This window comes from Antarcticimicrobium sediminis, assembly GCF_004348975.1.
Lineage (GTDB): Bacteria > Pseudomonadota > Alphaproteobacteria > Rhodobacterales > Rhodobacteraceae > Antarcticimicrobium > Antarcticimicrobium sediminis.
The window spans coordinates 15,586-42,287 of sequence record NZ_SMFP01000020.1 but is presented as its reverse complement, the minus strand read 5'-3'; the positions used below and the strand labels follow the sequence as shown (position 1 = coordinate 42,287).

The 26,702-nt window shown below is 61.2% G+C and carries 25 protein-coding genes; 17 read left to right on the top strand and 8 right to left on the bottom strand.

All coding sequences use genetic code 11. The annotated features are described in order from the left end of the window. The first annotated feature begins 110 nt into the window (after nucleotides 1-110). The 8 genes from E1B25_RS19890 (at nucleotide 111) to E1B25_RS19855 (ending at nucleotide 9,244) form a co-directional block, all read left to right on the top strand. On the top strand, nucleotides 111-1,244 hold the full coding sequence (locus E1B25_RS19890; RefSeq protein ID WP_132831332.1) for an ABC transporter ATP-binding protein: 1,134 nt from the start codon (nucleotides 111-113) through the stop codon (nucleotides 1,242-1,244). Nucleotides 1,245-1,408: 164 nt separating this feature from the next. Next, nucleotides 1,409-2,506 (top strand): ABC transporter substrate-binding protein, encoded by a 1,098-nt coding sequence (locus tag E1B25_RS19885; RefSeq protein WP_132831331.1) that lies wholly within the window; start codon nucleotides 1,409-1,411, stop codon nucleotides 2,504-2,506. A 104-nt stretch (nucleotides 2,507-2,610) separates the two neighbouring features. Further along, nucleotides 2,611-3,564 (top strand): ABC transporter permease, encoded by a 954-nt coding sequence (locus E1B25_RS19880; protein WP_132831330.1) that lies wholly within the window; start codon nucleotides 2,611-2,613, stop codon nucleotides 3,562-3,564. After that, complete coding sequence (locus E1B25_RS19875) at nucleotides 3,561-4,358, top strand: ABC transporter permease (protein ID WP_132831329.1); 798 nt, start codon at nucleotides 3,561-3,563, stop codon at nucleotides 4,356-4,358. The genes E1B25_RS19880 and E1B25_RS19875 overlap by 4 nt, the downstream gene beginning before the upstream one ends. Nucleotides 4,359-4,426: 68 nt before the next feature. Next, complete coding sequence (hisD, locus tag E1B25_RS19870; protein WP_132831328.1) at nucleotides 4,427-5,752, top strand: histidinol dehydrogenase; 1,326 nt, start codon at nucleotides 4,427-4,429, stop codon at nucleotides 5,750-5,752. Nucleotides 5,753-5,755: 3 nt separating this feature from the next. Further along, nucleotides 5,756-6,751: a zinc-dependent alcohol dehydrogenase gene (locus E1B25_RS19865; protein ID WP_132831327.1), complete on the top strand. Its 996-nt coding sequence runs from the start codon at nucleotides 5,756-5,758 to the stop codon at nucleotides 6,749-6,751. Nucleotide 6,752: 1 nt separating this feature from the next. Next, a complete protein-coding gene (locus E1B25_RS19860; RefSeq protein ID WP_132831326.1) occupies nucleotides 6,753-8,045 on the top strand; it encodes a hypothetical protein in 1,293 nt (430 codons plus the stop codon). Between the two features lie 32 nt (nucleotides 8,046-8,077). Beyond that, complete coding sequence (locus E1B25_RS19855; RefSeq protein ID WP_132831325.1) at nucleotides 8,078-9,244, top strand: alpha-hydroxy acid oxidase; 1,167 nt, start codon at nucleotides 8,078-8,080, stop codon at nucleotides 9,242-9,244. 194 nt (nucleotides 9,245-9,438) lie between these two features. On the opposite strand, the gene E1B25_RS19850 is transcribed toward E1B25_RS19855, so the two are convergent. The 3 genes from E1B25_RS19850 to E1B25_RS19840 form a co-directional block, all read right to left on the bottom strand. After that, the gene (locus tag E1B25_RS19850) at nucleotides 9,439-10,749 is read right to left on the bottom strand and encodes a TRAP transporter large permease (RefSeq protein ID WP_132831324.1); all 1,311 of its coding nucleotides are present in this window, start codon (nucleotides 10,747-10,749) and stop codon (nucleotides 9,439-9,441) included. Continuing rightward, nucleotides 10,742-11,293 (bottom strand): TRAP transporter small permease, encoded by a 552-nt coding sequence (locus tag E1B25_RS19845; RefSeq protein WP_245510790.1) that lies wholly within the window; start codon nucleotides 11,291-11,293, stop codon nucleotides 10,742-10,744. Before E1B25_RS19845 ends, E1B25_RS19850 begins: the two co-directional genes overlap by 8 nt. A gap of 73 nt (nucleotides 11,294-11,366) precedes the next feature. After that, nucleotides 11,367-12,527 carry a C4-dicarboxylate TRAP transporter substrate-binding protein gene (locus E1B25_RS19840; RefSeq protein ID WP_245510789.1) on the bottom strand — a complete coding sequence of 387 codons (1,161 nt, stop codon included), beginning with the start codon at nucleotides 12,525-12,527 and terminating at the stop codon, nucleotides 11,367-11,369. A gap of 313 nt (nucleotides 12,528-12,840) precedes the next feature. Here E1B25_RS19840 and E1B25_RS19835 point away from each other — a divergent pair, with 313 nt between their 5' ends. The 9 genes from E1B25_RS19835 (at nucleotide 12,841) to E1B25_RS19795 (ending at nucleotide 21,714) form a co-directional block, all read left to right on the top strand. Then, a complete protein-coding gene (locus E1B25_RS19835; protein WP_132831323.1) occupies nucleotides 12,841-13,473 on the top strand; it encodes a TetR/AcrR family transcriptional regulator in 633 nt (210 codons plus the stop codon). Nucleotides 13,474-13,900: 427 nt separating this feature from the next. Continuing rightward, nucleotides 13,901-15,529 (top strand): ABC transporter substrate-binding protein, encoded by a 1,629-nt coding sequence (locus E1B25_RS19830; protein WP_132831322.1) that lies wholly within the window; start codon nucleotides 13,901-13,903, stop codon nucleotides 15,527-15,529. Between the two features lie 65 nt (nucleotides 15,530-15,594). Then, nucleotides 15,595-16,587 (top strand): ABC transporter ATP-binding protein, encoded by a 993-nt coding sequence (locus E1B25_RS19825; protein WP_132831321.1) that lies wholly within the window; start codon nucleotides 15,595-15,597, stop codon nucleotides 16,585-16,587. Then, complete coding sequence (locus tag E1B25_RS19820; RefSeq protein WP_132831320.1) at nucleotides 16,584-17,564, top strand: ABC transporter ATP-binding protein; 981 nt, start codon at nucleotides 16,584-16,586, stop codon at nucleotides 17,562-17,564. The genes E1B25_RS19825 and E1B25_RS19820 overlap by 4 nt, the downstream gene beginning before the upstream one ends. A 31-nt stretch (nucleotides 17,565-17,595) precedes the next feature. Continuing rightward, on the top strand, nucleotides 17,596-18,525 hold the full coding sequence (locus E1B25_RS19815) for an ABC transporter permease (RefSeq protein WP_132831319.1): 930 nt from the start codon (nucleotides 17,596-17,598) through the stop codon (nucleotides 18,523-18,525). 10 nt (nucleotides 18,526-18,535) lie between these two features. After that, nucleotides 18,536-19,402: an ABC transporter permease gene (locus E1B25_RS19810; RefSeq protein ID WP_132831318.1), complete on the top strand. Its 867-nt coding sequence runs from the start codon at nucleotides 18,536-18,538 to the stop codon at nucleotides 19,400-19,402. Between the two features lie 16 nt (nucleotides 19,403-19,418). Next, a complete protein-coding gene (locus tag E1B25_RS19805; protein WP_132831317.1) occupies nucleotides 19,419-20,177 on the top strand; it encodes a glycerophosphodiester phosphodiesterase family protein in 759 nt (252 codons plus the stop codon). Then, nucleotides 20,174-20,875: an HAD family hydrolase gene (locus E1B25_RS19800; protein ID WP_132831316.1), complete on the top strand. Its 702-nt coding sequence runs from the start codon at nucleotides 20,174-20,176 to the stop codon at nucleotides 20,873-20,875. Before E1B25_RS19805 ends, E1B25_RS19800 begins: the two co-directional genes overlap by 4 nt. 14 nt (nucleotides 20,876-20,889) lie before the next feature. Then, a complete protein-coding gene (locus tag E1B25_RS19795; RefSeq protein WP_132831315.1) occupies nucleotides 20,890-21,714 on the top strand; it encodes a sugar phosphate isomerase/epimerase family protein in 825 nt (274 codons plus the stop codon). 146 nt (nucleotides 21,715-21,860) lie between these two features. Here E1B25_RS19795 and E1B25_RS19790 read toward each other — a convergent pair whose 3' ends face one another. The 5 genes from E1B25_RS19790 to speB all read right to left on the bottom strand — a co-directional run bounded on the left by E1B25_RS19790 (nucleotide 21,861) and on the right by speB (nucleotide 26,667). Next, nucleotides 21,861-22,661 (bottom strand): ABC transporter permease, encoded by an 801-nt coding sequence (locus E1B25_RS19790; protein ID WP_132831314.1) that lies wholly within the window; start codon nucleotides 22,659-22,661, stop codon nucleotides 21,861-21,863. After that, on the bottom strand, nucleotides 22,658-23,512 hold the full coding sequence (locus E1B25_RS19785; protein WP_165937700.1) for an ABC transporter permease: 855 nt from the start codon (nucleotides 23,510-23,512) through the stop codon (nucleotides 22,658-22,660). The genes E1B25_RS19790 and E1B25_RS19785 overlap by 4 nt, the downstream gene beginning before the upstream one ends. Next, nucleotides 23,509-24,546 (bottom strand): ABC transporter ATP-binding protein, encoded by a 1,038-nt coding sequence (locus tag E1B25_RS19780; protein ID WP_132831313.1) that lies wholly within the window; start codon nucleotides 24,544-24,546, stop codon nucleotides 23,509-23,511. Before E1B25_RS19780 ends, E1B25_RS19785 begins: the two co-directional genes overlap by 4 nt. 69 nt (nucleotides 24,547-24,615) lie before the next feature. Beyond that, nucleotides 24,616-25,680 (bottom strand): ABC transporter substrate-binding protein, encoded by a 1,065-nt coding sequence (locus tag E1B25_RS19775; RefSeq protein WP_132831312.1) that lies wholly within the window; start codon nucleotides 25,678-25,680, stop codon nucleotides 24,616-24,618. Between the two features lie 30 nt (nucleotides 25,681-25,710). Further along, nucleotides 25,711-26,667 carry an agmatinase gene (gene speB / locus E1B25_RS19770; RefSeq protein ID WP_132831311.1) on the bottom strand — a complete coding sequence of 319 codons (957 nt, stop codon included), beginning with the start codon at nucleotides 26,665-26,667 and terminating at the stop codon, nucleotides 25,711-25,713. Nucleotides 26,668-26,702: the final 35 nt, after the last annotated feature.

Here is a 26,702-nt window from a genome sequence, read left to right as displayed (position 1 = left end):
GCGCGGCTCCGAACCCGTTCCGATTTTCGCAGAGACCAAAGCATTAAGTATATACAAATTAGACGTCGGTGATCAGACGGTGACGGCACCAGCGTCGAGGCGAGGACAAGATGAACACGGGACACCCCAAGACCCCGACGGACAAGCCGGCAGCCGGCTCCAATGTCGCTGTATGCGCCAGCAACGTCACCATGGATTTTTCCGGGTTCAAGGCCGTCAATAACGCCAGCTTCGAGCTTGAGGCCGGCAAGTTTCTCACGATTCTCGGGCCATCCGGGTCGGGAAAGACCACACTTTTGCAGATGATCGCGGGCTTTCTGACGCCCACCAGCGGCGAAATCACGATCAACGGAAAATCCGTGGATGCCGCACCGCCGCACCGTCGCTCGATCGGGATGGTATTCCAGAAGCTCGCGCTTTTCCCCCATATGACTGCGGCGCAGAACGTGGCCTTTCCGCTCAAGATGCGTCGCTTCAACCCGAAAACGATCCCCAATCGCGTCGCGCAGTTCCTCGATCTGGTCAAGCTTGGCGACTATGGCGCACGGCGCGTCAACGAGCTGTCGGGCGGGCAGCAACAGCGCGTGGCCATCGCCCGGGCGCTGGTGTTCGAGCCAGAGCTGCTGCTCCTCGACGAACCGCTGGCGGCGCTTGATGTCAAATTGCGCGAAGAAATGCAGCTGGAGTTCCGCCGCATCCAGCACGAGCTGGGCGTGACCACGATCAACGTGACGCACGATCAACGTGAAGCGCTCGTGGTTTCGGACGACATCATCGTGATGGACAGCGGCAAGATTCAGCAGCAGGCAAGACCGGTCGAAATGTACCGCGCACCTGACAATCCCTTCGTCGCGGGCTTTCTGGGCATGTCGTCTTTCCTGCGCGGCACGGCCTGCGCCGGCGGGCTGGTCGTCGAAGGCCAACGGGTCGCGGGAACGGCCTCTGCCGCGATTGCGGACGGCGCGCCAGTCTGCGGAGCGATCCGCGCGGAGCAGATTCGCATTGCCGCCTCGGAAGCACAACTGGGCGACTGCGACACGCGGCTGTCGGGCGTGGTGCGTGACGCGATTTTCGAGGGGGAGCGACAACTTTACGTCGTTGCGCTCAACACGGCTGGCGAGGCGGAAATCCGGGTCTACCACCACGATCCGCTGACTTTTGGCCTGTTCGAGATCGGCGCGCCCGTGGTGCTGGGCTGGAACACCTCCGATATGAAGATTTTTGCCGACGGGGGAGCCGAGTAGCGCTTATCCCTTGCGCACATGTATATACCTGACGGCACACGAGAGTTACGATCCAGTTGCGAGGTCCGCAGACCAGCGGCGGCGCAACACCCAGGCAGGAAAGCAATTTTCCTGCCGCATGGCTGGCAGGCGAAGACCTGCGCACAACCACAGGAGAGAAAGACATGAGAAACCGGATGACACGTCGCTCTGTTCTTCGCGGGGGTCTTGCGACCAGCGCGGCGGCACTGCTGAGCGGCCTTCCCGCAGGCAAGCTGCTTGCGCAAGAACCCGAAAAACCAACGGAAATCATCGTGCGCGCCTGGGGCGGCGACTGGGTGCAGGCGCTCAAGGCCGGGGTCTCTGACCGCTTCACCGAAATGACCGGCATTGCCGTGCGTCACGACCTGACCGAGGATAATGAGATCCAGCCCAAGGTCTGGGCCGCGGTCGCGCAGAACCGGATCCCGCCGATCCATGTGAATTGGGACACTACCACCAACGCCACCAAATCGGCGCTGCGCGGCGTTACCGTGGACCTGTCCGATCTGCCGAACCTTGCCAACACCACCGATCTGGCCAAGCCGGTCGGCGTCGACGGCTACCCGATTGTGAACACCTATGGCTATGTCTATGTGCTGGCCTACCGTCCCGAAGCCTTCCCCGATGGCGCACCGAAATCCTGGCGCGATCTGCTCGATCCGCGCCTCAAGGGGCGCATCGCGCTGTATAACGACGGGATCGGCTTCCACTTCCCGGCACAGGTCGCCGGCGGCGGTTCGCTGGACGACATTCCCGACAACATGGATGCCTGCTGGGAATTCGTCAAAGAGATCAAGGCGCAACAACCGCTTCTGGGCGAAGATCCCGATTTCACCACCTGGTTCCAGAATGGTGAGATCGACGCGGCCTGCACCATTTCGACCAACGCGCTGGCGGCCAAGAAGAACGGCATCGATATCGCCTGGACCGTTCCCGAAGAGGGCTGCAAGTTCGACACCGACGGGCTGTGGATTCCCAAGGGTCTGCCCGAGAACGAGCTGTACTGGGCCAAGCAGTATATCAACCTCGCCCTGACGCAGGAAAGCCAGCAGATCTGGCTCGACGGTCTGGGTCTGCCCGGTGTGGTCCCTGGTCTGACGCCCCCCGCAGGACTAGCGGGCGACCCGTCCTACCCGACCAAACCCGCCGATTTCGAGCACCTGATCCGCATCTCGAACGCGGTGCAGGTCCAGAACGAAAGCGACTGGTTCTCCAAGTTCAAGGAAATCATGCAGGGCTGATCCCGGCTCAAGGGGGGCTACACCGGCCCGGTGCGGCCCCCGACATTGCCCTTGTACCCAAGACTGCCACCCCAAGACTGCCCGCGTGACCAGATAGGCCCCAGATGACCCGGACCCCCGATCAAGATTCGTTTCGCTATCCGCTTGTCTGGCGGCTCCTTGACGGGCTCAACACCGCCGCTGACGTGCTTTGGCCGCGCAAGATGGCGCGTTTCACCGGCTGGCTCCTGCTCGCACCCGCGTTGTTGCTGGTGGGCATTCTGGTGATCAGTCTGGTGCAGATCGCCGAAAGCTCGCTGCATGTCCTCGACCGATCAACCTTCATGCCCGGCGAGGACTATACGCTCGCCAATTACGCCACCATTGCCGACAGCGCGACCTACGCGCGGGTGCTTTGGCGCTCGCTTCTGGGCGCGGCTCTCACGGTGGTGTTCACGCTGCTGCTGGCGCTGCCCTATTCCTATGTGATGGTGCGCACGACAAGCGCGCTGACCCGCAAGGCGCTGTTGATCGTGCTGTTCCTGCCGTTCTTCATCGGGCAGGTGGTGCGCGCCTATGGCATCCTGATCGTGATGGGCAGATCGGGAGCGGTGAACGACATTCTTGGGCTGGTGGGCATTGAACCCCTGCGGCTGTTGTTCAATTTTCCCGCCGTGGTCTTTGGCCTCGTGCAATACATGCTGCCCTTTGCCGTGCTGATGCTGGCCCCCGCGCTGACCGCGATCCCGCGTGAGATCGAGGCCGCCGCCAATTCGCTGGGCGCCAACTGGATCAGAACCTTTCGCCACATCGTCATCCCGATGGCCAAACCCGGCCTTGTCGGGGCTGGGCTGGTTGTGGGGACCCTGTCACTGACCGATTTCGCCATGCCTGCCATGCTGGGCGGAGGGTCGCAGGATTTCATCGCCAATGCGATCTATGACCAGTTCTTTCGCACCGCCGATCAGGGCCTCGGCTCGGCGCTCGCCCTCATCCTTGTGGCGCTCGGCAGTGTGATCGTGGGGGTTATCATCGCCTTTTTCGGCGCCGGAACGCTTGGAATGGGAGGCAAGAAATGACCAGCCGCTCGCAACGCATCGTTTTCTGGTCGCTGGTGTGGTTCAGCATCATCGTGCTGTCGCTGCCCACGGTCATCGTGCTGGGGGCCTCGGTCACCGCAGGCAATATCATCACCTTTCCGCCGCAGGGCTTCTCGCTCAAATGGTACGAGCAGATCGCCATGGCGCGTGACCTGCGTCAGGCCTTCGGCCGCTCGATCCATGTCTCGCTGATCTGCCTTGCGGTTTCGGTGCCGGTGGGCACGCTTGCGGGCATCGCGCTGACACGCTTCCGCCTGCGGTTCTCAAGCCTGATCCAGGTCTATCTGCTGCTGCCCTTCACCATTCCGTTGATCGGCTCGGGCATCGGCATGATGCTGCTGTTCGGCAGCTGGGGAATCCTTGGGTCTGTCTGGCCGCTGGGTGTCGCGCTCGCCGTGATCAACCTGCCCTTCATCATCTGGTCAGTTTCCTCCTCGGCGGCGGCGCTCGACGGGGATCTGGAGCTGGCGGCGGCAAGCTGTGGTGCGGGCCGCATCGAGGCCTTCCTGCATGTCACGCTGCCCGGAGTCATGCCCGGTGTGATCACCGGTGGCCTTTTAATGTTCGTTCTGGCCATGAGCGAGTTTCTTGTCAGCCTGTTGCTCACCGACGCGCGTACCGTGACGCTGCCGGTGCAGATCTACAATAATATCCGCTCAATCATCACGCCCGATCTGGCGGCCGTCTCCAGTGTTTTCGTGGTGCTGGCCCTGCTTGCGGTCTGGCTTCTGGACCGGCTCGTCGGACTGGAAATCTTTCTCAAATCCAAATGACTTGGGCGGTCGCAGGGCTTGGCCGCGACCCCAATTCGAAACAGACCCCCGCACGAAAAGGAACCGCTATGTCTGCCCCCAATTTCAAACGCCTCAAATCCCTCTCGCGTGAGGAGCGCAAGGCGCTGACCAATCGCTCCGAGGCCGATCTGTCCTTTTTCCTCGAAAAAGTCGCGCCGATCCTTGAGGCGGTGCGCACCGAGGGTGACGAGGCGCTGGTGCGGTTCGGGCGCACGCTCGACAAGGCAGAGGGGCTGACGAAAGCGGGATTGAAGGTCACTCAAGCCGAATTCGACACGGCCTTTGCGCTGGTTGATGATGCGGTGATCGAGGCGATCCGGTTCGGCATCGCCAACATCCGCAGCTTTCACGAGGAGCAGGCTCCCGAACCGATGTGGATGAAGGAGGTCCGCCCCGGGGCCTTTGCCGGGGATCGCTTTTTGCCGATCAACTCGGTCGCGCTTTATGTGCCGCGCGGCAAGGGGTCGTTTCCTTCCGTGACCATGATGACGTCCGTCCCCGGTGTGGTCGCCAAGGTGCCGAATCTCGCGATCATGACCCCTCCCGGTCCTGACGGGACAGTCGATGCCGCCACGCTGGTGGCCGCGCGCATCGCCGGTGTGGAGACCGTCTATAAGGTCGGCGGCGCGCAGGCTGTGGCCGCGGCCGCCTTTGGCACCGAAACCATCCGCAAAGCGCAGAAAATCGTCGGCCCCGGCAGCCCTTGGGTGGTGGCCGCCAAGCGGCTTCTGGCCGGCGTGATCGATCCCGGCCTGCCCGCCGGTCCTTCTGAGGGCATGATCCTTGCCGATGATACCGTGTCCGGTCGCCTTGCCGCGATGGACTTGCTAATCGAGGCCGAGCACGGCCCTGACAGTTCGGCCTGGCTGGTAACGCCAAGCGAGCGGGTCGCACAGGAAGCGATCGACACCCTGCCCGAGCTGTGGAGCCGGATGACGCCGCAACGCGTGGAATTCTCGCAAGCGGTGCTGTCTGGCGCATCGGGCGGCATTCTGGTGGCCGATTCGATGGAAGACGCCTGCGCCTTCGTCAACGAATACGCCCCCGAACATCTGGAAATCATGTCGACAAAGCCGTTCGACTATCTGGGCGACATCACCGAAGCCGCCGAGATCCTGCTGGGCACGCATACGCCGGTGTCGATCGGCAACTTCGCGCTTGGGCCGAACGCGGTTCTGCCGACCTCTAAAGGGGCGCAGACCTATGGGCCGCTATCGGTGTCGGACTTCGTGCGCCGCAGTTCGATCGGCTATGTGACCGAAAAAGGCTATCCCGAAATGGCGCGCAACGCCAAGATCCTTGCCGATTACGAAGGCTTTTCGTCCCATGCCAATGCGGTCAGCGACCTGCGCCTCGATTTCCTGAAGGATTGAGACATGCGCGCTGTTCGCCTTCATGCCGCCAAGGATCTCCGTGTCGAGACCATCGACCCGCCTGCCGCGCCAGCACCCGGTGAGGTCACGCTGGAGGTCACGGCGGCGGGTATTTGTGGCTCTGACCTGCACAACTATGCCACCGGCGCGTGGATCACCCGCGCGCCCTCGGTCGCCGGTCACGAGTTCACCGGCATCATTACGGCGACCGGGCACAGCGTTTCGCATGTGGCGGTGGGCGATCGTGTCATCGTCGACAGCCGCCATACCTGCGGCACCTGCGCGCCTTGCCGCGCGGGGCGGTCGCAGGTTTGTGACAATCTCGGGTTTCTGGGCGAGGTGATCGACGGCGGTTTTGCCACTGCCGTGACCCTACCCGCGCGCAACGTGATGCGGGCCGCACCGGGGGTGCCGGATCGCCATCTTGCCATGGCCGAACCGATCTCGGTCGCGTTGCATGCACTGCGTCGGCTTGATGCGCCGGCGCACAGTGCAGTGCTTGTCACCGGCTGCGGCCCGATCGGCGGGCTGGTGGCGCTGCTTGCCAGCCGCGCGGGCCATAAGGCGAGTGTCGTGGATCGCAATGCGACCCGTGCATCCCTTGTGGCCAAAACCATCTCCGGCACGGTCGTCACGCTTGAAGAGGCCGCCGCGCGCGGCTTTCGCCATGCCATCGACACCACGGGCAACAGCACCGTGATCGCAGCGCTGGTCGAGGCCATCGAGGGCTGCGGCAGGCTGGCGCTGGTGGGCATCGGACGCGCGATGCCCGTGATTGATCCGGTCAAGCTGGTTGAACGCGAAATCACCCTGCTGGGCTGCCATGCCTTCGGCAACGAACTGGCCGAGGTCAACACGCTTTTGCCCGCTCTTGGTTCCGCGCTCGACGCCTTCATCACCGAAGAAATTCCACTTGAGGCGGTGCCAGATGCCTATACCCGTCACCTGGCGGGTCAGGTCAACGGGCTGAAAACCATCATCCGATGCAAGGAAGACTGACGTGGCCGCTCAATTATCCCGCACCGCGGAAATCCGTGCCGTTGCGACCCAAGACCCGGCCCGCGCCGAAGCCATGTTGGAAAGCTTTATCGCCGGTCTGTTTGACATCCCGGTCACCGGGCTCAAGATCAATTATGATCAATATTCCCTCAATTCGCTCAATGGGTTTTTCCGCTCGGGGGACAACCGCTTCTTCTTCAAGTTCCATCAGGAAGAGGGCGAAGAGCAGATGCGCGGCGAATATTACCGCGCCGACATCCTTGCGCGTGCCGGTCTGCCGGTGGATCAGCCGGTGCATATGTCGACCCTGCCCGGTGAGCAGCTGCTGATTTATACCCGCCGCGCTGATCCGCGATTTTCCGATGTGCTGCTGGAGTTGGACCAAAGCAATGATGCGGAGGCCATCGCGCGCGCCTGCGTGGCCGAAGCGGACCTCGACGCCCATATCCTGTCCTGCGCCAAGGACAGTCTGGTGCCGATCACTCCGGCGCAATCGGCGGCCGAACCGATCCACCGGCTGTTTCACGAGCGGATGATCGACCAACCCGACGGACGCTATCCCGGGGGCCGGTTGGCACGGTTCTATGTGGGGCGTGACTTCCTGTTTCCCGGCGAGTTGCGGCTTGGCTGGGACGAGATCGCCACCGCGCGGCCCGTGATTGGCGGCATTGAACATATGCGCAGCCTTAGCGAAATGTTTGATCTGGCCCATAGCCGCTATGCCCCCGAGGCACTGGCCGATGCGGGCGGGATCGTGGCGCACGGCGACGCGCATAACGCCAATGTCTGGTACGAGCGCGCGCCGAAGCGCGACCATCTGGCGTTCTTCGACCCGGCCTTTGCGGGCGATAAGGTGCCCGCGCTGCTGGCAGAGGTCAAATCGACCTTCCACAACATATTCGCCCATCCCTTCTGGCTTTATAACCCCGAGATCGCGGTGCAGCGCTACCATGCGCAGGTGCGGCTTGAGGCGGGGCGGTTGTTCATCGACACCGATTGGGCCTTGTCCACCGTACGCCGTGCCCTGCTGGAAACCAAGGCTCGGAGGTTCTGGAAACCCTGGCTTGCCCATCTGGCAGACCGCGAGCTGTTGCCGACGGATTGGGAAGAGGTCCTCCGCATTGGCCTGTTTCTGTCGCCGATGCTGGTGATGAACCTCAACGCGGGCGAAGCGGGCAATCGGCACAACCCGACCTCTTCGGCGATCGGTCTGGCGGTGGCGCTCGCGGCAGGATCGGCCCCGGTCCAAGGACAGGACATGTTCACCGAGTTTTTCGACCAGATCCGGCCCTGAGAGACCGCAGCCTGACGCAGCAGGAGATACCCATGACCCCCTTTGTCAACGTCGATGATTTCCAACAGGCCGCGCGGCGCCACCTGCCGCGCATCTTTGCCGACTACATCGACGGCGGCGCGTTTTCCGAGACGACGATGCGCCGCAATCGGGCTGACTTTGAACGCTATGCCATCCGCCAGCTGGTGCTTGCGCCACTTGACCAGACAGCCGATCTGTCCGTGTCCACGCTGGGGCGCAGATCTGCGCTGCCCTTCGGACCCGGGCCGGTCGGATTTCTGGGGCTTTATCGGCGCGATGGCGATATCCGCGTGGCAAGGGCCGCGGCGAAGGCGGATATTCCCTTTGTGCTTTCAACCTTTTCGATCAACGGGCTGGAAACGATCCGCAAAGACTGCGGTCGCACGCCTGACTTCCAACTGTATCTCGACCGTGATCCGCAGGTAAATGAAAGCCATCTGGCAGCCTGTCGTGAACAGGGGGTCGAGCGGATTTTCCTGACCGTGGATACCGCGATCACCTCTGTGCGCGAACGCGATGTCCGCAACGGATTTCGCGCCACCGACCGGATGACGCCGCAACTTCTGTGGCAATTTGCCAAACGCCCCATATGGTCTCTCGACCTGCTGCGCGGCGGGTTTCCCGATGTCGAGCTGGTCAAGGGACGGCCAGAGTTCGGCAAGGGCGCGCTCGCACAGGCCTCGAAACTGTCGGCGCGGCTGGAGAAAAACCTGACGTGGGAGACCGTTGCCGAGTTGCGTCGGCAATGGGAGGGAAAGTTGATCCTGAAGGGCATCTCGGACCCTACCGACGCGGAACGCGCCGCACGCGCAGGCGTGGACGGGATCGTGCTGTCGAACCATGGCGGGCGCCAGCTTGACCATGCTACCTCGACCTTTGCACGGCTGCGCGATGTGCGCGCGGCGCTCGGGCCGGATCTGGCGCTTTATATCGACAGCGGGTTTCGGCGTGGCACGGATGTGGTCAAGGCGCTCGCGCTTGGTGCGGATTTCATCCTGATGGGCCGCCCCTTTGCCTGGGCCGTGGCTGCAGATGGCGAGCGCGGGGTCACACAACTTGTAGACCTCTTGCGCGAGGAGATCGCGATCACGCTCAATCTTGCAGGCCTGTCTTCGGTGGCGGAGCTGAAAAAGGCTGGCGCGTCGACCTTGATCGATCTGTCAGACAAAGACGCGTGAGGAATCAGGCCGGAGCCCGAATGCAGTTTGACCGCGAAACACTGACGGCGTTCGGGCGGGACGCGGTGATGGAGTGGACTGGGAACAACAAGCGCCCGAACATGAGAAATGGGCGGGGTGCCCCCCCGCCCAGAACCTGAAAACACCCGCGTAACTTCGACGACCAAGACCCAGCAAAAATGGGGGGAGTATCGTTACATCCCATAAAGGTTGGGCAGGAACAGCACGATTTCGGGGAAGGCGATCAACAGGGCTATGATCAGAAGGTCGACAACGACAAACCAGAAAACCCCCCTGAATATCGTCGTCAGGGATGCCATATTGCCGACCACACCTTTGATGACGAAGACGTTCATCCCCATCGGCGGCGTGATCATCCCAATCTCCAGCAGCTTGACCAGCACGACGCCAAACCACAGCAGGCTGTAGCCGGTCTCGTCCACAAGCGGCAGAACGATCGGCAAGGTCAGCAACATCGCCCCAACCGGTTCCAGCATCATCCCCAGCAGCAGGTAGACCAGCACAACCCCAACCATTATCAGAACCGGCGACATCCCAAAGGCCAAGATCGAAGACGACAACGCATCTCCGATTCCCGACAGCGCAAGGAAGCGGGTCAACAGGCTGGCGCCAACGGCGATGATCAACAGAGAAGCGGTGGTGGTCAATGTTTCCACAATGGCCATACGCAGCGCCCGGAAACTTAACGTGCCATACAAGGCCGCCACGAGCGCCGACAACATCGCGCCAATCGCGCCGGCTTCGGTCGGTGTGAAAGCCCCCCCGAACAGCCCGGCGAAAACCCCGATCACGATCAACAGCACGGGCCATGTCTGACCCAGCGCGCGGATCTTTTCGCTGCGGGTCGCCTTGATATCAACCGGCGGTGCCAATTCGGGGTTCAGTTTGACCCGAACGAGGATCAGCAGAATATAGGCAATCAGGGTCATCAGCCCGACCACAAGACCGCCCAGAAACAGCTGGCTAACGGATTGGCGCGAAATGATGCCATAGAGGATCATCAAGATCGAAGGAGGAATAAGGGCACCGATGGTCCCTGCCGCAGCAACCGTTCCAGTGGCCAGTTCAGCACTGTAGCGGTGGCGCATCATCTCGGGCACGGCGATTTTTCCCATGGCCGCGGAACAGGCAACCGACGAACCGGTTACTGCAGCAAAGCCCGCGCACCCGAACACCGATGCAATGGCCAATCCACCCGGCAACCCCGACAACCACACCTGCGCCGCGCTAAACAGGCCCTGTGTCAGCCGTGTGTGGTAGCAGATGAATCCCATCAGCAAGAACGCAGGGATCGAGCTAAGCACCCAGCTGTTGGCAAAGTTATAGGGGACGATCCCCAACGACCCCCAGGCAATGTTCCAATTGAACATCGACCACAGGCCCCCGAAAGAGACAGCGATCAAAGACACACCGATGGGGATCCGCATCAAGATAAGGAAAAACAGCGCGCCAATAAACAGCCCGGCGATTTGTAGTTCAGACATTAGGCGTATCTTTCGGCAAATAGGGGTCTTCGATGTTCAGGCTGTTCAATCCGCTGTCTTTACCCGTCGCCAGGGCGACGAACTTCAAAGCCGATACCACAGACATCAGGCCAAACCCGACGGGCAGGACAAAGTAGGTGGGCCAGGTGATGACCTTGCCGCCCGCTTCGATCGAATAGGCACCGGTTGCGTATTTTGCCAACGCCTCCTGTCCGGTTCGAACGGCGACCGCCGCTGTGACGACAGCTGTGATCAAAGTCGCGCAGATCAACAGCAGCTTTTGCACACGGCCTGGAAACCGCTCGACCAAAAGCTCGACCGCGATATGGCTGTTCTTTTCTTCCACCAGCCCCAGCGGGAGAAAGGCAATTGCGACCATATAGAATGCCGAGACATAGAGAATTGTGGCGTTCAGCGGTTGTTCAAACAGAAACCGCATCACCACATCCAATGAGACATGGGCGACCAGAAACAGCACTAGGACTCCGGCAACGCCTGAAGCACCGGCATTGACCCATGAGATCGTCTTGCCAATATGTTTCAAAGGAAACCCTCCCTTTCCATCATCCAGAAGGAAAGGGGCGCCCAGACAGGCTGGCGCGCCCCCTCGTGGAGATTTACTGCGCGTAAGTGGCAGGGTCGATTTTTGAGATGACCTGATCCCAGTACAGAGCTTGCAATTGCTCTTTGGAGTCAACACCTTCGACCAGCCCGTACCATTTTTCAAGCAGGGGCGGGAAATCGGCCGCAATCTCTTCGGCGCGCGCGACGCCATAGGTATCCCTGAACAAGGCGGCAACGGTTTTGAGATCCTGTTTCACGAACGCCTGCACCGCTGCGGTCAGCTCTGGTTCGGGGTCGTGGATCTTGATCCCTTTGTCCTTTGAATTCTGGATGGCGACGGCATCATCAGTGTAGAAGTTCCAAGTGGTGCTGGCTGTCATTTGGCTACCGCCCCACAACAAAGCCTCGCGAGAGTCAACGCTCATGGCCTTCCACCGGTCTGCATTGACATTGGCCGCGGCCACGCCGGCAAAGGCCCCGCCCGGCACGCCCAGCGTGATATCGGTGACCACTTCGTGCAGGTTGTAATTGGTCAACTCAGGCGCGCTGAGCATGGCGCAATCCAAAATCCCCTGATCCAGGGCCTCGTACACTTCGTTCGTCGGTAAGCGCACACCTTGCGCCCCGAAATGTTCTGCAAACCGGACGAAACCTGCCCCGCCAGCCCGCAGACGTTTGCCTTTCAGATCTTCTACCGTGGTTGCCTTCACGTCCTTGCACAACAGGTTGTAAAGCGGCGTTACGCCACCGCCGGTATACACCTGGTTCTGCGCTTTGAATTCAGCCAGACATTCAGGACATTTGTTGAATGTGTATTCCAGCATGGCGCCGGTAAACGCCAAGGGTTCTTTGCCTGTGGGGGTCTGCGCCAGGCTGATCAGCAGGTTCATCTCGTGCAGGTACAGGTTGGTGCTGTACTCCGCCGCGTAGTAAGGGGTCAGGACAAAGCCGACATCCGCCAAACCGTCGCGCACACCCGGGCTTGTTTCGGGCAGGCTTAGCAGCGACATCGCAAAACCTTTAACCGAGATCTCTCCATTTGAGCGGTCTTTGACTGCAGCCGCATAATCGTCGACCGCAAGGCCAATGGCCGAGGTGCTCGGATAACCGTAAGCAAAATTGAGGTTCTCAGCAGCAGCCACTGGCAGCGCGACCAGTGCGGTCAACCCCGCGATGGCGGCAACCATTGTTGTCGTGGCTTTGAAATTTGTCATGTGTGCTCCTCCCGAGCGCGTGAAGTGTAGCGGTGATCTGGCGGCGGTACTGTCTTTCTTATCCCTGAAAGTCAGCCGCGGGGTTCCTCCAACCGCGCACCGATTTCATGTTGCACCGTGTAATGTTGGCAGAACAACATACTCAGTAGTATGTTCGCATACTCAACGCTGGCGTGACAGTGTCAAGTTGCTTCAAATAGGATTTCAAGAACTGACGCTACGGCAAGGCCTGCGAGGTTTAGAACCGAGATGTCCGTGGATAGAGCAAGTCTTGCGATATGAAGATCTGAACTGAGAGGGGGGGAAAGACGCGATGGCCTCAAGCGAGCGAAAACCATACAAGCGCAAAGCGGACAGTCGACAGGAGATCATACAGGCGGCGGCCATCTGCTTCATGCGACATGGGCTGGAAAAGGCAACTATGGAGGATGTGGCGCGTGAGCTGAACGCAACCAAAGGCCGCGTCTACCACCATTTCCGATCCAAGAACGAAATCTATTTCGCCGTCTACCGCCAGGCCATGCAGTTCTGTTTCGATGCCGTGCAGCCCATTTTGGCACAAGCCCTGCCCGCAGACGAATCATTGCTGCGCATGGCGACAGCCCATGGTCATGTGATGATGGACACGCTGCCGTATCAGCGCAGTATCCGTCTTGGCGTGGATGTCTACTTGCGCGGATCCACCACCGAAGCCGAACGCGAGGTGCTCACGGAACTGATTGCCCGGCGCAATGAATACGAGGGGCTCTATCGCGCGGTGATGCGACAAGGAAACGCTGACGGTACGCTGTCAGTGCCCGACGAGGCCCTTGCTGGGCGTGCCTTAATGGGAGCGTTGAACAGTTTGGTTGACTGGTACCGGGTCCGCCCGGACCAAGACCAGGTCGAGCGGTCCAGAATAGCCCAAGTGCTCGCACGGACCGTCATAAATGGGCTGCGCGCCTAAATCAGCACACACGAAATGAATAGCCCCAAGATTTTGTAACCGCTTTGCTGGGCATTTCGGAACTTGGCTCCAGACTTATTGAATTAGAGCCAGAACAAGACGGGTGCAGCGCGTGCAATCGCAGATAGGAAAACCTTGGGGCAACGACCCTGTCGCGATGCGAGCTCCGATGCCCTCAAACTTTGGGCACGCCATGCCACGGGGCTGACAGCCTGATGGCTGGAGGTCACCCAAAGGTTTGGCTGCGCGTCAAAACTCAGACGCGTAGCCAGTTGCCCTCCGCTCTGCCTTGGTAACAAAACCGTTTGAAAACGGCCACAAATGGTTCAACCAACCGTCGCCCAGCCGTCATACTCCGAGCAGATACCCCAGCTGAAACCGGCGTTGTCGATCTCCAGACGCCGACATGTTCAAAGGGAATTTGCCAATGCTCATCCAACGTCGCCATGCTCTTGGCCTGATCGGGGCCGCTGCCGGTTCGATGGCCTTGCCGGGGCGCGGGTTTGCCGCGACACAACGCCGTTCGATCACGGTGGCCGTGCAGAAAATCACCAACAACAACACGCTCGACGTCTGGAATGAACAGTCCAACGTCGGCGAGCGCGTGTTCTTCCCGAACCTGTGGGAGGGTCTGATCAACCGCGATTGGATGGGCGATCAGGGTGGGGTGCCGGGCCTGGCGACCGAATGGACCCGTCTGGATGACAAGACCATCGAGTTGAAGCTGCGCCAGGGCGTCAAATTCCACAACGGCGACGAGATGACAGCGGATGACGTTGTCTTCTCCTTCTCTGACGAACGCGTGTTTGCCGGCACCCAGCCCGATGGCGGCAAGACGCTCTATCCGGAGAACTTCAAGCCCAAGACCGACAAGGAATTGCCCGCCGGTGTGCCCGGCGTCGGGCGTCGCCTGTGGCCCGCGCTGCGCGGTGTCGAAGCGGTGGACAAGTACACTGTACGGTTCCACAACGCCTCACCCGATGTGACGCTGGAAGGCCGGATGATCGCCTTTGGCTCACAAATCGCCAGCCGCCGCGCCTGGGACGAAGCCACGAACTATGCCGAATGGGCCAACGCGCCGGTGACGACGGGGGCCTACAAGGTTCTGGAGTATCGCCCCGACGTCTCGCTGACGCTGGTGGCACATGATGACTATTGGGGCGGACGCCCGCCGCTGGCCGAAATCCGCTTCCTTGAAGTGCCCGAAGTCGCCAGCCGCGTGAACGGGTTGTTGTCGGGCGAGTACGATTTCGCCTGTGACCTGCCGCCCGATCAGCTGGATGCCGTGCGCAAGGTCGCCGGGCTGGAGGTTCAGGGCTCCACCATTCTCAACCACCGAATTCAGGTGTTCGACAAGACGCATCCGGTGCTTGCCGATCCGCTGATCCGCCGCGCGATGACCCATTCGATTGACCGCCAGTTGATCGTTGATGCGCTGTGGGATGGTCAGACCCGCGTGCCCGCCGGGCTGCAATGGGAATTCTATGATGACATGTTCATCAAGGGGTGGACCGCCCCGCAATTCGATCTGACCCTGGCACGCGATCTGGTGAAACAGTCGGGCTACAAGGGCGATGCGATCCCCTTCCGGGTGCTGAACAACTACTACATCAACCAAGTCTCCAACGCGCAGATCATGGTCGAGATGTGGAAACAGGCCGGGTTGAACGTTGAACTTCAGATGGTCGAAAACTGGGGTCAGGTCCTGTCCGACGAAACCCAACGCGGCGTACGGGACTGGTCGAATTCGGCCACCTTCAACGATCCGGTCTCCTCGATCGTCGCCCAGCATGGCCCCAACGGTTTGCAGCAGCAGCGCGGCGAATGGACCAATGCGGAAATGAACGACCTGTCGAACTTCATGCAGAAGTCGGTGGACCGCCCCGCCCGCAAAAAGGCCTTTGCCCGGATGCTGGAAATCACCGAACGCGAGGATCCCGCCTTTCAGGTTTTGCACCAGAACTGTGTGTTCACCGGCATGAAATCCGAGCTGAACTGGAAAGCCGCCCCGGCCTTTGCGATGGATTTCCGCGCCCAGAACTGGCGCGCCTCCTGAGCATGGTCCGCCCCCGGTTGCGCGGCGGTGATCCGCTGCGCAACCCGACTGGCTGAGAGGCTGATATGACCTTTGTTTCCATCCGAGATCTGAAAGTTGCCTTTGACGGGGTCCATGTCCTGCACGGCATTGATCTGACTGTGGCCCGCGGCGAGGCCGTTGGGCTGGTCGGCGAATCCGGCTGCGGCAAATCCGTCACCTGGCTGGCCGCCCTTGGTCTGTTGCCGGGAAAGGCGACCGTGTCGGGCTCCGTCACGGTTGAGGGCCAGCAATTGATCGGGGCGGCCCGCGCCTCGGTCGAAGCCGTGCGAGGCGGCCGGATTGCGATGATCTTTCAGGACCCGTCGTCGTCCCTGAACCCGGTGCGCACGGTCGGGCGCCAGATCTGCGAAAGCCTCGCGCTGCATCGCGGTCTTGATGGGCGCGCGAGACGGGCCGAGGCCGTTCGTCTTTTGGATATGGTTGGCATCCCCGATGCGGCCCGACGGGTCGATCTGTATCCCCACGAATTTTCCGGCGGCCAATGCCAGCGCGTGATGATCGCCATGGCCCTTGCGGGAGAGCCCGATCTGCTGATCGCGGATGAACCGACCACCGCGCTGGACGCGACGATTCAGGCGCAAATCCTTGACCTTTTATCGACCCTGCGCCGCGAAACCGGCATGGCCATGGTGTTCATCAGCCATGATCTGGGCGCGGTTGGCGCCATCTGCGAGCGCGTCAATGTGATGTATGCCGGACGGATCGTCGAAAGTGGGGATATCGCGCCCATGTTCGAGCGCCCGCGTCACCCCTATACACAGGGTCTGTTCGACGCGATCCCCCGGTTGGATGGAACACGCAATCGCCTGATCCCGATCACCGGGACGGTGCCGGACCCGCGCCGGATGCCTGACGGCTGTGCCTTTGCGCCGCGCTGCACCAAGGCCTCCGCGTTTTGCACCGACACCCGGCCCGATCTGAAACCGCAAACGGACGGCCGCGATCTGGCCTGCTTCCATCCGGTGGCACATCAGCAAACGGTCGCCGGCGAAGAACGCCGGAGGATCCCGGCATGAGCGCGCTTTTACAGGCCCGCGATCTGGTCCGCTGCTATGAGGGCCCAAAAAGCCTGTTCGGCAAATCGCCGGCGGTGCGGGCCGTCGATGGAGTCAATCTGACCCTGCGCCCCGGCGAAACACTCGGAATCGTGGGGGAAAGCGGATCGGGCAAATCCACGCTCGGTCGGATGCTATTGGGGATAGATCCGCCAACCTCCGGCACGGTGGCCTTTGATGGCGAGGCGATGCCGCCCTTGCAAAGCCCGCGTTGGCGTGCGCTGCGGGCCCAGATGCAACTGGTCTATCAGGATCCGCTGGCGGCGCTGGACCGGCGGCTGACCATTGCCGATCAAATCGGCGAACCACTGGAAATTCATCGCCTTGCCAAAGGGGCCGAACGCAGCGAGCGCGTGCGCGATCTGATGGCGCAGGTCGGGTTGCGGCAGGATCAGGGCGATCGCTATCCGCATGAGCTTTCGGGCGGACAGCGGCAGCGGGTGGTGATCGCCCGCGCCTTGGCCACCTCGCCCCGATTGCTGGTCTGCGACGAGCCAGTCTCGGCGCTGGATGTCTCGATTCAGGCGCAGGTGGTGAACCTGCTGCGCGATCTTCAGGAAAGCCACGGGATCGCCATGGTGTTCATCAGCCACGATCTGAAAGTGGTGCGCAACATCTGCGACCACGTCGCGGTGATGTATCTGGGACGGATTGTCGAGGAAGCCAGCTCGGATGAGATCTTCGCGCACCCCTTGCACCCCTATACCCGCGCACTGGTGTCATCGGTACCGATCCCGGGCAAACCGCTGACAGGCCGCATCCTGTTGAAGGGAGAACCGCCCAACCCAGCGCAGCGCCCTGCGGGATGTGCGTTTCATCCCCGCTGCGGTTCCGCCAAGCCCGCTTGCCACGTAGCGGCGCCGCCGCTTGAACCCGTCGCGTTGGCGCGCAGAGCCGCCTGCCACCTGCTGGTATCGCCTCAGGACCACGCAGCATGACGCGTCCCTGCTTCGCTGAAAAGGCCACGACATGCTGACTTATATGCTGACGCGGGTGTTTCGCGCCGCGCTGACGATCCTTCTGGTGATGACCTTTGCCTTTGTCGTGCTGCGCCTTTCGGGGGACCCGGCGGCGATCATGCTGGGCCCGGATGCGCCAACCGACAGTGTCGATGCGTTCCGTGCCGAATGGGGGCTGGATGACCCGATCTGGAAACAGTATTTCGCCTATCTTAAATCCATCGCACAGCTTGATTTCGGCATCTCGATGCGCGACCGCTCCTCGGCGATCATGCTGGTTCTCGAACGGCTGCCTGCGACACTGGCGCTGACTGTTCCGACGCTGTTGATCCAGCTTGGCATCGGCATTCCCGCCGGGGTCTATGCCGCGTTGCACCGTCAATCGGTGGCGGATCGCGGGGTGATCATGCTGTCGATCTTCGGCTTTACGATTCCTTCGTTTGTGATGGGCCTGCTGCTGGTGCTGGTCTTTGCGGTGACGCTGGGATGGCTGCCATCGGGTGGGCAGGATAGCTGGCGCCACGCGATCCTGCCGATCCTGACCATGTCGGTCGGCGGCATCGGCATTCTGGCACGGTTTTCCCGCTCCGCCATGATCGAGGTGATGGGCCAACCCTATATCCGCACCGCCATGGCCAAAGGTCTGAGCTGGCGCGACGTGGTGTGGAAACACGCGCTGCCCAACGCGTCAGTGCCGATTGTCACCATCGTCGGCTTCATGGTCGGATCGCTGATCGCCGGTGCCGTGGTCGTGGAAAGCATCTTTTCGTGGCCCGGCATCGGACGGTTGCTGATCGTTTCGGTTTCAAACCGGGATCTGGCGGTGGTGCAATGCCTGCTGCTGGTCATCGCCTCGTCCATGGTAATCGCGAACCTCTGTGTCGATTTCGCCTATGGCCTGCTGGACCCGCGCCTTCGCGCCAAAACCACCGCGCATTGAGGACCCCACAATGACCTATCAAGCAATCAATACCGCCCCGGCGCCGTCGCTGATCCGCCGCTTCAGGTTCAAGGCACCCTTGCTGGTCACCCTCGGGCTGGCATGGCTTGCCCTGATGGCGCTGACGGCGATCTGTGCCGATCTTGTTCGCCCGTATGAGGTCACGCAGATGGACCTCTCGGCGCGGCTGGCGGCCCCGCTGACCCCGGGGCATCTGCTGGGCACCGACGATTTGGGGCGCGATGTTTTGTCCCGCCTGATCCAATCCATTCGGGTGTCGCTGGTGATCGCCTTTGGCGCGACGATCCTGTCGGCTGTCTTTGGAACCCTGCTGGGGTTTCTGGCGGCGCAGTTTCGCGGCACGCTCGAACATCTGATCCTCGTTCTGGCCGATTTTCAGGCGGCTTTGCCCTTCCTGATCCTGTCGCTGGCCGTGCTGGCCTTTTTCGGATCCTCCATGATGTTGCTGATCGGTCTGATGGGGTTCTACGGCTGGGAACGTTATGCCCGCATTTCCCGTGGCCTTGCCATTTCGGCGGGGGCACAGGGCTATGCCGCCGCCGTCGTGCAACTGGGGGCCACGCCCGTGCGCGTCTATCTGCGCCACATCCTGCCCAATGTCGCCTCGACCCTGATCGTGTCGATGACGCTGACATTCCCGGAAATCATCCTGATGGAAAGCGGGCTGTCGTTCCTTGGGCTGGGGGTTCAGCCGCCGCAAAGTTCGCTGGGCAACATGGTGGGATTTGGCCGGGAATACCTGACCCGTGCGCCGTGGATCATGCTGGCCCCGTCTTTCATCATCATGATGACAACGCTGTCCATCTCGCTGGTCGGGGACTGGCTGCGCGACAAACTTGACCCGACCATCCGCTAGGCAAGGATCCTTTGCAATGACCACCATCATGGCCCATCGCGGCGCCCGCAACCTCTGGGCCGAGAATTCGCTTCAAGGGTTCCGCAACGTACTCGACCTTGGCGTCGAGGCTGTCGAATTCGACATGCACCTTGGCGCGGGGGGCGAGGTTCTGGTCATCCATGACGCCACGCTTGAGCGGACCACGACCGGCAACGGGCCGGTGCGGCTGCTGAGCGAAACCACGCGCCATGATCTGCGTCTAATCGGCCCAGAGGGAGAGATCGACGAGGGCGTGCCACTGTTGTCCGAAGTTCTTGAGATCCTCGCCCCCGTAACCGGTTTGCGGCTGTTGCCCGAGTTCAAGGGCGACGAGAATAACCACTATGATCCGGCCCTGATCCCGGCGGCAATCGACATCTTTCGCGCCTACGGGCTTGAATCACGCACCACCCTGCACAGCTTCGAGGCCGATGTGCTTTCTGCCATCGCGCAGACAGCCCCGGAGTTCGACCGTATGATATCGGTCAATCAGGACTGGGCCGATAGGCAGGGCGGGATCGAGGCGTTCTTGACCCGGCACCGTGATCTGGTCAGCTGTTTCGGCGTTCATCACGATCTGTTCGCGGCTGAATTCGAGCAGATCACGGCAATGGTACCGTTGGACCGGCTTGGGGTCTGGACCCTGAACGATCCCGATCTGATCGCCCATTGGCTGGATCGGGGCCCCGGCTATCTGACGACAGACGACCCCCAGCTGGCGCAATCGATTCAAACGCAGCGGGCCGTGGTATGACGCGGTTCGATCTGGTCATTTTTGATTGCGACGGTGTGCTGATCGACAGCGAACCGCTCGGCGCGCGCGCGCTGGCCGAGGCGGTGTCGGCCACGGGCCATCCGATGACAGCGAAACAGGCGGAACAGCATTTTTCCGGCTCCGGCCAAGATCAGATCCGAGCGATTTTGACCGGGATGGGGCTGAATGCGGACCGGGTTCTGACAGACGCTGGCCGCCGCCTTTCTGACCTGTTCACGGAGGAGGTGCCGCTGATTCCGGGCATTGAACAGCTGTTGAGCGATCTCGACGCCCGCATCTGCGTGGCCTCGAACAGCGGCGTAAACAGGCTGGCCGAAAGTCTGGGCCGCACCCCGTTATCCGCACTATTCGGCGGCCATATCTATAGCGCCGAACACGTCTCCAACAGCAAACCCGCGCCCGATCTGGCGCTGCATTGTCTCGCCCGGATGGGGACCACGGCGGATCGCGCGATCTTTGTGGATGACAACATCCATGGCATCGGATGCGCCCGCGCCGCTGGGGTCCTTCCCATCGGATTTGTCGGCCCATCGGAAGCCCGCCCCGAGCACGGCGCGACCCTGCGCGCCGCCGGGGCAGCACACGTTGTCACCGGCACCGATGATCTGCGCGCGCTGCTTTGCGCGTTGATGAGGCCAGCCCCTGCCCCCGTCGCACAATCTCTTCAAACCTCCTAACCAAGGACCATATAATGAGCTCCCTTCCCCTTCTAGGCGTCGCCATTCCCACGGCGACGCTTGAAACCCTTCAAGACTTTGTCCTCGCTGAAAACCGTGATCTGGAAATTCAGGATTTTGTCGATGGCGACCTGCTGAACGGCGACTGGAAATCCGTAGCCGACCGTACCCGCAACCTGTTGACCGGCTATACCGGTCGTCTGGGGATCCACGGGCCATTCTGGGGGCTGAGCATTGCCAACCCGGATGCCGACATGCGGGCGCTGAACCGGCAAAAGCATCTGCAAGGGATCGAGGTCTGCGACTATCTCGGCGCAACCCAGATGGTGATCCACAGCCCCTATACGACCTGGAGCTACAACAACCTTGATAACGCGCCCGAGCGCAAGGAATACACCCGTCTGCTGGAAAACTGCCACGATACGATGGATGCGGTGGTGAAGCGGGCCGAAGACTGTGGCGTCACCATGGTGATCGAGAACATCGAGGACATTGACCCCGATATCCGATGCGCCTTGGCCGACAGCTTCAACTCTCCGGCGATGGCGGTATCAATCGACACGGGGCATGCCCATTACGCCCATGGCACCAACGGTGCCGCGCCGGTCGATTACTATGTGCGGCGCGCTGGCGACCGCTTGCAACATGTCCACCTGCAGGACGCCGAAGGCTTTGCCGACCGCCATTGGGCAATCGGCGAAGGCACCATCCGCTGGGCCGCCGTTTTCCGCGCTTTGGCCGAGATCGAGAGCAATCCGCGCTTGATCCTTGAGCTGCGCGACAAGGCCGGCATCTTGCCTTCCGTCGCCTATCTTGAGGCACTGGGGCTGGCGCGCTGAACAGCGGCGTGAACTGTGGTTCGGCACATGGTGCTGAAATGGTGAAAGAATAATCTATCTGGGGGCACCGTCGGCAGCGATGGTGCCCCCATTGATCCGCCACATCGTCGACTGCGCAAAGCGCGGCTTTCATATGGGCTGGCACATCAGTCGCGGGTGATCCTTTCCGCGCCCAGTAGGCGCGGCAGATTGCCAAACCGGCCGATCAGCCCAAAGATCAACGCCGACAAACCAGCAAAGATCACGGAAACCACCGCCAGGATCGGCGTATAGCCATAGCGCAGCGCATTGAAGATCTTGATCGGCAAGGTTTCGACCGTGAAGCCCGCCACCATATAAGCGATGATGTATTCATTGAGGCTCAGCACAAAGGCAAAGGCATAGCCCGAGACCATGTAGGGGATCAGAAGCGGCAGGATCACAGTGCGAAACACCACCCACCGCCCACCGCCCATGACCCGCGCCGCCTCGATCAGCAATGGATCGATGCCCTTGAGGCCAAGAGAAATCGTGACCAGCGGCAAGGTGACCAGAAACACCCCGTGCGAAATGATGGTGGCATAGATCTGGCCATAACCGCCGAGCGTCATCCAGAAGATCATGAACCCAAGCGCAGAAATCACCGGCGGCAAGGCAAAAGGCGCAAGCCCCATGCCGGTCAACGCCTTGGCCGCAACCCCGCGCCGTTGCCAGACATAGAGCGCCAACGGCAGCGCGATGACCACGGACAGCGCCGCAGCACAGGCCGCGATCACCAAGGAATTGCGCAGCGGCACAAGCCACTCGCTTTGTCGAAACAACTCGCCATACCAGCGCGACGACGGCTCCACCGGTGGAAAGCGCAGCGTTTGCGGCCCGTTGAGAGACACGGCCGCCACCACCACGAGCGGTGCCAGCAAGAGCGCAAGAATGATCAGAACATAGGTGGTTTTAAGGGTCCGGGTCATGCCGCCCCCCTTTCACGACCAGCCAGCGAGGCCAGCCCCACAAGCGCCAGAGCCACGAGCATGAGAAACACCGACATGGCCGCCGCAAATGGCAAGTTGGATTGATAGATCGCCTGATCGGTAATGTGCACCGACAGCGTCCAATGCTCGGACCGGCCCAGAAGCTGGGGCAAAAGATACGACCCCAGCGTGAAGACAAACACGAGGATAAAGGCCCCCACGATGGCCCCGCGCAGGTTCGGGATGATCACCCCGAAAAAGGCGCGCGGCCCGGATGCGCCCATGACACGGGCGGCTTCAATAAGCTCGGGATCAAGCCGCGAGACCGGCGGATAAAGCACCAGAACCGCAAAGGGAAACCCGATGTAGCAAAGCCCGGCTATCAGCGCGAAAAGCGAGGGCGTATAGGCGCGCGGCTCTGGAATCAGCCCGAGCCAGTGGAACAGATTGCCGATGCCCGCCGTTTGCGACAACAGCGTCGAGAGCGAAAAGCCGATGATCACCTCGGACAGGGCCAGAACAGACAGCAGCACGACCAGAATGCGGGTCTGGGCGGTATGGCCCATGGCGGACAGAAAGACGGTAAAGGGAAACCCCAACAGGACACAGATCGCGGCTGCAGCCAGTGACACAGACAGGGACACCGCCATGACCTTGGCGAAAAAGACCGAGAGAAAGCGCGCGTAGCTGTCCCATTCAAAGCCCCATTCATAAAAGCCGCTGACATCGCGATGCGCCACCGACACTGCGAGCATGATGCCGAAGGGGGCGAGGAAAAACAGCGTCAGCATGGCGGCGGGCCAAAGCCCGAGCCAACGTGGCGCAGCGGTCTGTGACGGCATATCGGTCATTGTACCACCACCCGTTCGCCCGGCCGAAAGCTCACCCCAACGGTATCGCCCGGCGCGACTCGCAGCGCCCCCCCCGGCGGCAGATGGGCGGTGATGTCCTGATCGCCCGCACGCATCAGCACATGCCGGCTTTCGCCCAGATCCCGCACAAAGGTGACCTCGGCGCGCAGACCCTCTTCCGGCGCACCGAGCAGCACATGTTCAGGGCGCACCGACAGGCTGGCAGGCCCGCGCGAAACCGCAATGCGGTCGCCGTCGGCCGCCGCAAGGCTGTGCCCCAGAACCGAGATCGCGCCCGCATTGATCTCGCAGGGCAGCAGATTGGTCGTACCGATAAAGCCTGCGACAAAGGCATTCGCGGGGTTGTGGTAAATCTCCATCGGCGCACCCGCCTGCTGGATCACCCCGTCTTTCATCACGATCACCAGATCGGCCATGGTCAGCGCCTCTTTCTGATCGTGGGTCACGACAACGGTGGTCACGCCAAGGCTTTGTTGTATTTGGCGCAGCTCGATCTGCATATGCTCGCGCAGGCTCGCATCCAGCGCAGAGAGCGGTTCGTCCAGAAGAAACACCTGCGGATTGATGGAGAGGCCGCGCGCGATGGCCACGCGCTGGCGCTGACCGCCAGACAGTTGATGCACCCGCCGCGCACCCAAGCCGGGCAAGCGCACGAGATCAAGCAGCTCTTCGGCCCGTGCCCGCCGCGTCGCCTTGTCGACGCCGCGAATCGCCAAAGGATAGGTGATATTGTCGGCCACATCGAGATGCGGGAACAGCGCGAGCGATTGAAACACCATGCCCATGCCGCGTTTGTGGGTGGGCACCAGCGTTTGATCCGCTCCGCCGACAAAGACGCGGCCCGCACTGGGCGTCTCGAGCCCGGCAATCACCCGCAAAAGCGTGGTCTTACCACAGCCGGACGGCCCCAGCAGGCAGACAAATTTTCCATCCGGAATTTCGAGCGACACATCATCAAGCGCTTTGAAGGTGCCGAAGAGCTTGCTCAGCCCCTCAATTCGCAATGTGGTCATTGGTTCGATTCCCGTTGTTAAAAATGCACGCCGCGACACAGAAAGCCGCAGCGCGCAGGGGAGAAAGCCTTAGCCCGTGATTTTTTCCGACCACATCTGATTGATCCAGTCGCCACGATCGACATAGATATCATACAGCGGCAGGATCGGTGTCTTGTCAGAGGACACGGCGGCGAATTCTTCGTCGGTGAGGTCGGTCAGTTCGCGCGAGACGGTTGGCGCGGTGCCAACAAAACGCGACAGTTTCGCCTGTACATCTGGCTGCGCCATATAGTCGATGAAAACCTGCGCGGGTTCGATCACCTTGGAGGCTTTCGACACCACCCAAGACCCGCTGTCGAGCACCGCGCCTTCATCGGGGAAGGTCGAGCGCACCGGTTTGCCTTGCGACGCCGCTAGGCCGGTCACATCGTGGTAATATTGCCCCATCGGGATCTCGCCGGTTTCGAGCGCTTGCTGGAATTGCCCCTCGTCACGATACCACAGGCGGACATTGGGTTTCACTTCGGCGAGTTTGCCCATAACCTGCAACACGCCATCATCGGTCTTCAGAATATCGGTGCCACCAAAATAGGTCGTCGCGGTGACTTCCAACAGGAAAGAGTTTGTGGCCAGCGACATCAGCCCCAGCTTGTCGGCATTGGCCGGATCCCAAAGCGCGGTCCAAGAACTTGGGGCCTCGGCATAGGTATCGGTGTTGGTTACCAGCGTTATGTACCAGCTTACCGCGCCGGTGCCGTAGACTTTGCCATCCTCATAGCGGTGTACGAAGTGGTCGGGCAAATTGCCCAGATTGCTGACCTTGCTCTCGTCGAGCGGCGCCCAAAGACCGGCACGCTCGCCTTTGAGCCGCGGCAGTTGCGCCATCATCGACACATCCGCCGGCGCCCGACCCGCACGGGCGGCCTGCGACAGTTGCACCAGCCACGCCTCGCCCGTGGGCTCTGCGATGCTTTCGACCTCAATGCCCGTAGCGGCGGTAAAATCGGGGTGAATATATTTGTCGAAGCTTTCCTGAAAATAGCCGCCATAGGTGCCGATTTTCAACTTTTGCGTTGCCGCAGACAGGACAGAAGGCGCGGCGAGGGTCGCAACTGTGGCGGCGCTGGCCTTGAGAAAAGAACGTCTTTGCATGGTGGATAACTCCCTGAGTTCCGGCAGTGATTAGCGACCCTGCGGCACGCCGGGCAGCGCGCAGAGCATTTCGAAAAGGAAATTGGCGGCGATGACGGCGGTGTTGCCAGCCGGATCATAGGGCGGAGAGACCTCGACCAGATCGCAGCCCACAAGGTTAAGCCCCGCCGTGCCACGGATGATTTCAAGCCCTTGCATCGTGGTCAGACCGCCCACTTCGACGGTGCCCGTGCCCGGCGCGAAGGCAGGATCGAGGCTGTCGATGTCATAGGACAGGTACACGGGTGCATCGCCGATCTTTTCACGGATTTCCGCCATCAGCGGCGTCAGCGATTTATGCCAACATTCTTCGGCCTGAATACAGGTCCACCCTTGGTCGCGGCCCCATTCAAAATCCGCCTTGCTATAGCCGGTGCCCCGCAGACCGATTTGAAACACCTTGTCGTTTTGCAGACAGCCCTCTTCCCAAGCGCGGCGGAACGGGCAGCCATGCGCCTCGCTTTCGCCGAACATCTCTTCGTTGGTGTCGGAATGCGCATCCACGTGGATCAGCGCGACAGGCCCGTGCTTTTCCGCCACGGCGCGCAGGATCGGCCACGTTAGCGTGTGATCACCGCCCAGCGTGAGCGGGACAACCCCGTGGCTCAACACCTCGCGGTAATGCGCGGCGATGATCCCCACGGATTTCTTGAGATCATAAAGGTTGATCGGCACGTCACCGATATCCGCCACTTGCAAATGATCAAAAGGCGCAGCCCCCGTCGCCATGTTATAGGGGCGGATCATCCGGCTTTCGTCGCGAATCTGGCGCGGGCCAAACCGAGTGCCGGGGCGGTTCGAGGTGCCAATATCCATCGGAATCCCCAGAAAACACGCATCCAACCCCTTGGCCGTCTCTGCGATCGGCAGCCGCATCATGGAGGCAATACCCCCCGAGCGCGGCATCGCATTGCCACTAAGGGGTTGATTGAATTCTGACTGGCTCATCGGGAACTCTCCTGTGTTTCAACAGGGATTATGGG

Bases quoted from the DNA above. Each gene is read 5' to 3' on its own strand.
- E1B25_RS19865 (WP_132831327.1), top strand. From the start codon at position 5,756: ATGCGCGCTGTTCGCCTTCATGCCGCCAAGGATCTCCGTGTCGAGACC.
- E1B25_RS19795 (WP_132831315.1), top strand. From the start codon at position 20,890: ATGAGCTCCCTTCCCCTTCTAGGCGTCGCCATTCCCACGGCGACGCTT.
- speB (WP_132831311.1), bottom strand. From the start codon at position 26,667: ATGAGCCAGTCAGAATTCAATCAACCCCTTAGTGGCAATGCGATGCCG.
- hisD (WP_132831328.1), top strand. From the start codon at position 4,427: ATGTCTGCCCCCAATTTCAAACGCCTCAAATCCCTCTCGCGTGAGGAG.
- E1B25_RS19890 (WP_132831332.1), top strand. From the start codon at position 111: ATGAACACGGGACACCCCAAGACCCCGACGGACAAGCCGGCAGCCGGC.
- E1B25_RS19780 (WP_132831313.1), bottom strand. From the start codon at position 24,546: ATGACCACATTGCGAATTGAGGGGCTGAGCAAGCTCTTCGGCACCTTC.
- E1B25_RS19840 (WP_245510789.1), bottom strand. From the start codon at position 12,527: ATGACAAATTTCAAAGCCACGACAACAATGGTTGCCGCCATCGCGGGG.
- E1B25_RS19835 (WP_132831323.1), top strand. From the start codon at position 12,841: ATGGCCTCAAGCGAGCGAAAACCATACAAGCGCAAAGCGGACAGTCGA.
- E1B25_RS19775 (WP_132831312.1), bottom strand. From the start codon at position 25,680: ATGCAAAGACGTTCTTTTCTCAAGGCCAGCGCCGCCACAGTTGCGACC.
- E1B25_RS19830 (WP_132831322.1), top strand. From the start codon at position 13,901: ATGCTCATCCAACGTCGCCATGCTCTTGGCCTGATCGGGGCCGCTGCC.
- E1B25_RS19875 (WP_132831329.1), top strand. From the start codon at position 3,561: ATGACCAGCCGCTCGCAACGCATCGTTTTCTGGTCGCTGGTGTGGTTC.
- E1B25_RS19820 (WP_132831320.1), top strand. From the start codon at position 16,584: ATGAGCGCGCTTTTACAGGCCCGCGATCTGGTCCGCTGCTATGAGGGC.
- E1B25_RS19850 (WP_132831324.1), bottom strand. From the start codon at position 10,749: ATGTCTGAACTACAAATCGCCGGGCTGTTTATTGGCGCGCTGTTTTTC.
- E1B25_RS19790 (WP_132831314.1), bottom strand. From the start codon at position 22,661: ATGACCCGGACCCTTAAAACCACCTATGTTCTGATCATTCTTGCGCTC.
- E1B25_RS19815 (WP_132831319.1), top strand. From the start codon at position 17,596: ATGCTGACTTATATGCTGACGCGGGTGTTTCGCGCCGCGCTGACGATC.
- E1B25_RS19855 (WP_132831325.1), top strand. From the start codon at position 8,078: ATGACCCCCTTTGTCAACGTCGATGATTTCCAACAGGCCGCGCGGCGC.
- E1B25_RS19810 (WP_132831318.1), top strand. From the start codon at position 18,536: ATGACCTATCAAGCAATCAATACCGCCCCGGCGCCGTCGCTGATCCGC.
- E1B25_RS19800 (WP_132831316.1), top strand. From the start codon at position 20,174: ATGACGCGGTTCGATCTGGTCATTTTTGATTGCGACGGTGTGCTGATC.
- E1B25_RS19805 (WP_132831317.1), top strand. From the start codon at position 19,419: ATGACCACCATCATGGCCCATCGCGGCGCCCGCAACCTCTGGGCCGAG.
- E1B25_RS19825 (WP_132831321.1), top strand. From the start codon at position 15,595: ATGACCTTTGTTTCCATCCGAGATCTGAAAGTTGCCTTTGACGGGGTC.
- E1B25_RS19880 (WP_132831330.1), top strand. From the start codon at position 2,611: ATGACCCGGACCCCCGATCAAGATTCGTTTCGCTATCCGCTTGTCTGG.
- E1B25_RS19885 (WP_132831331.1), top strand. From the start codon at position 1,409: ATGAGAAACCGGATGACACGTCGCTCTGTTCTTCGCGGGGGTCTTGCG.
- E1B25_RS19785 (WP_165937700.1), bottom strand. From the start codon at position 23,512: ATGACCGATATGCCGTCACAGACCGCTGCGCCACGTTGGCTCGGGCTT.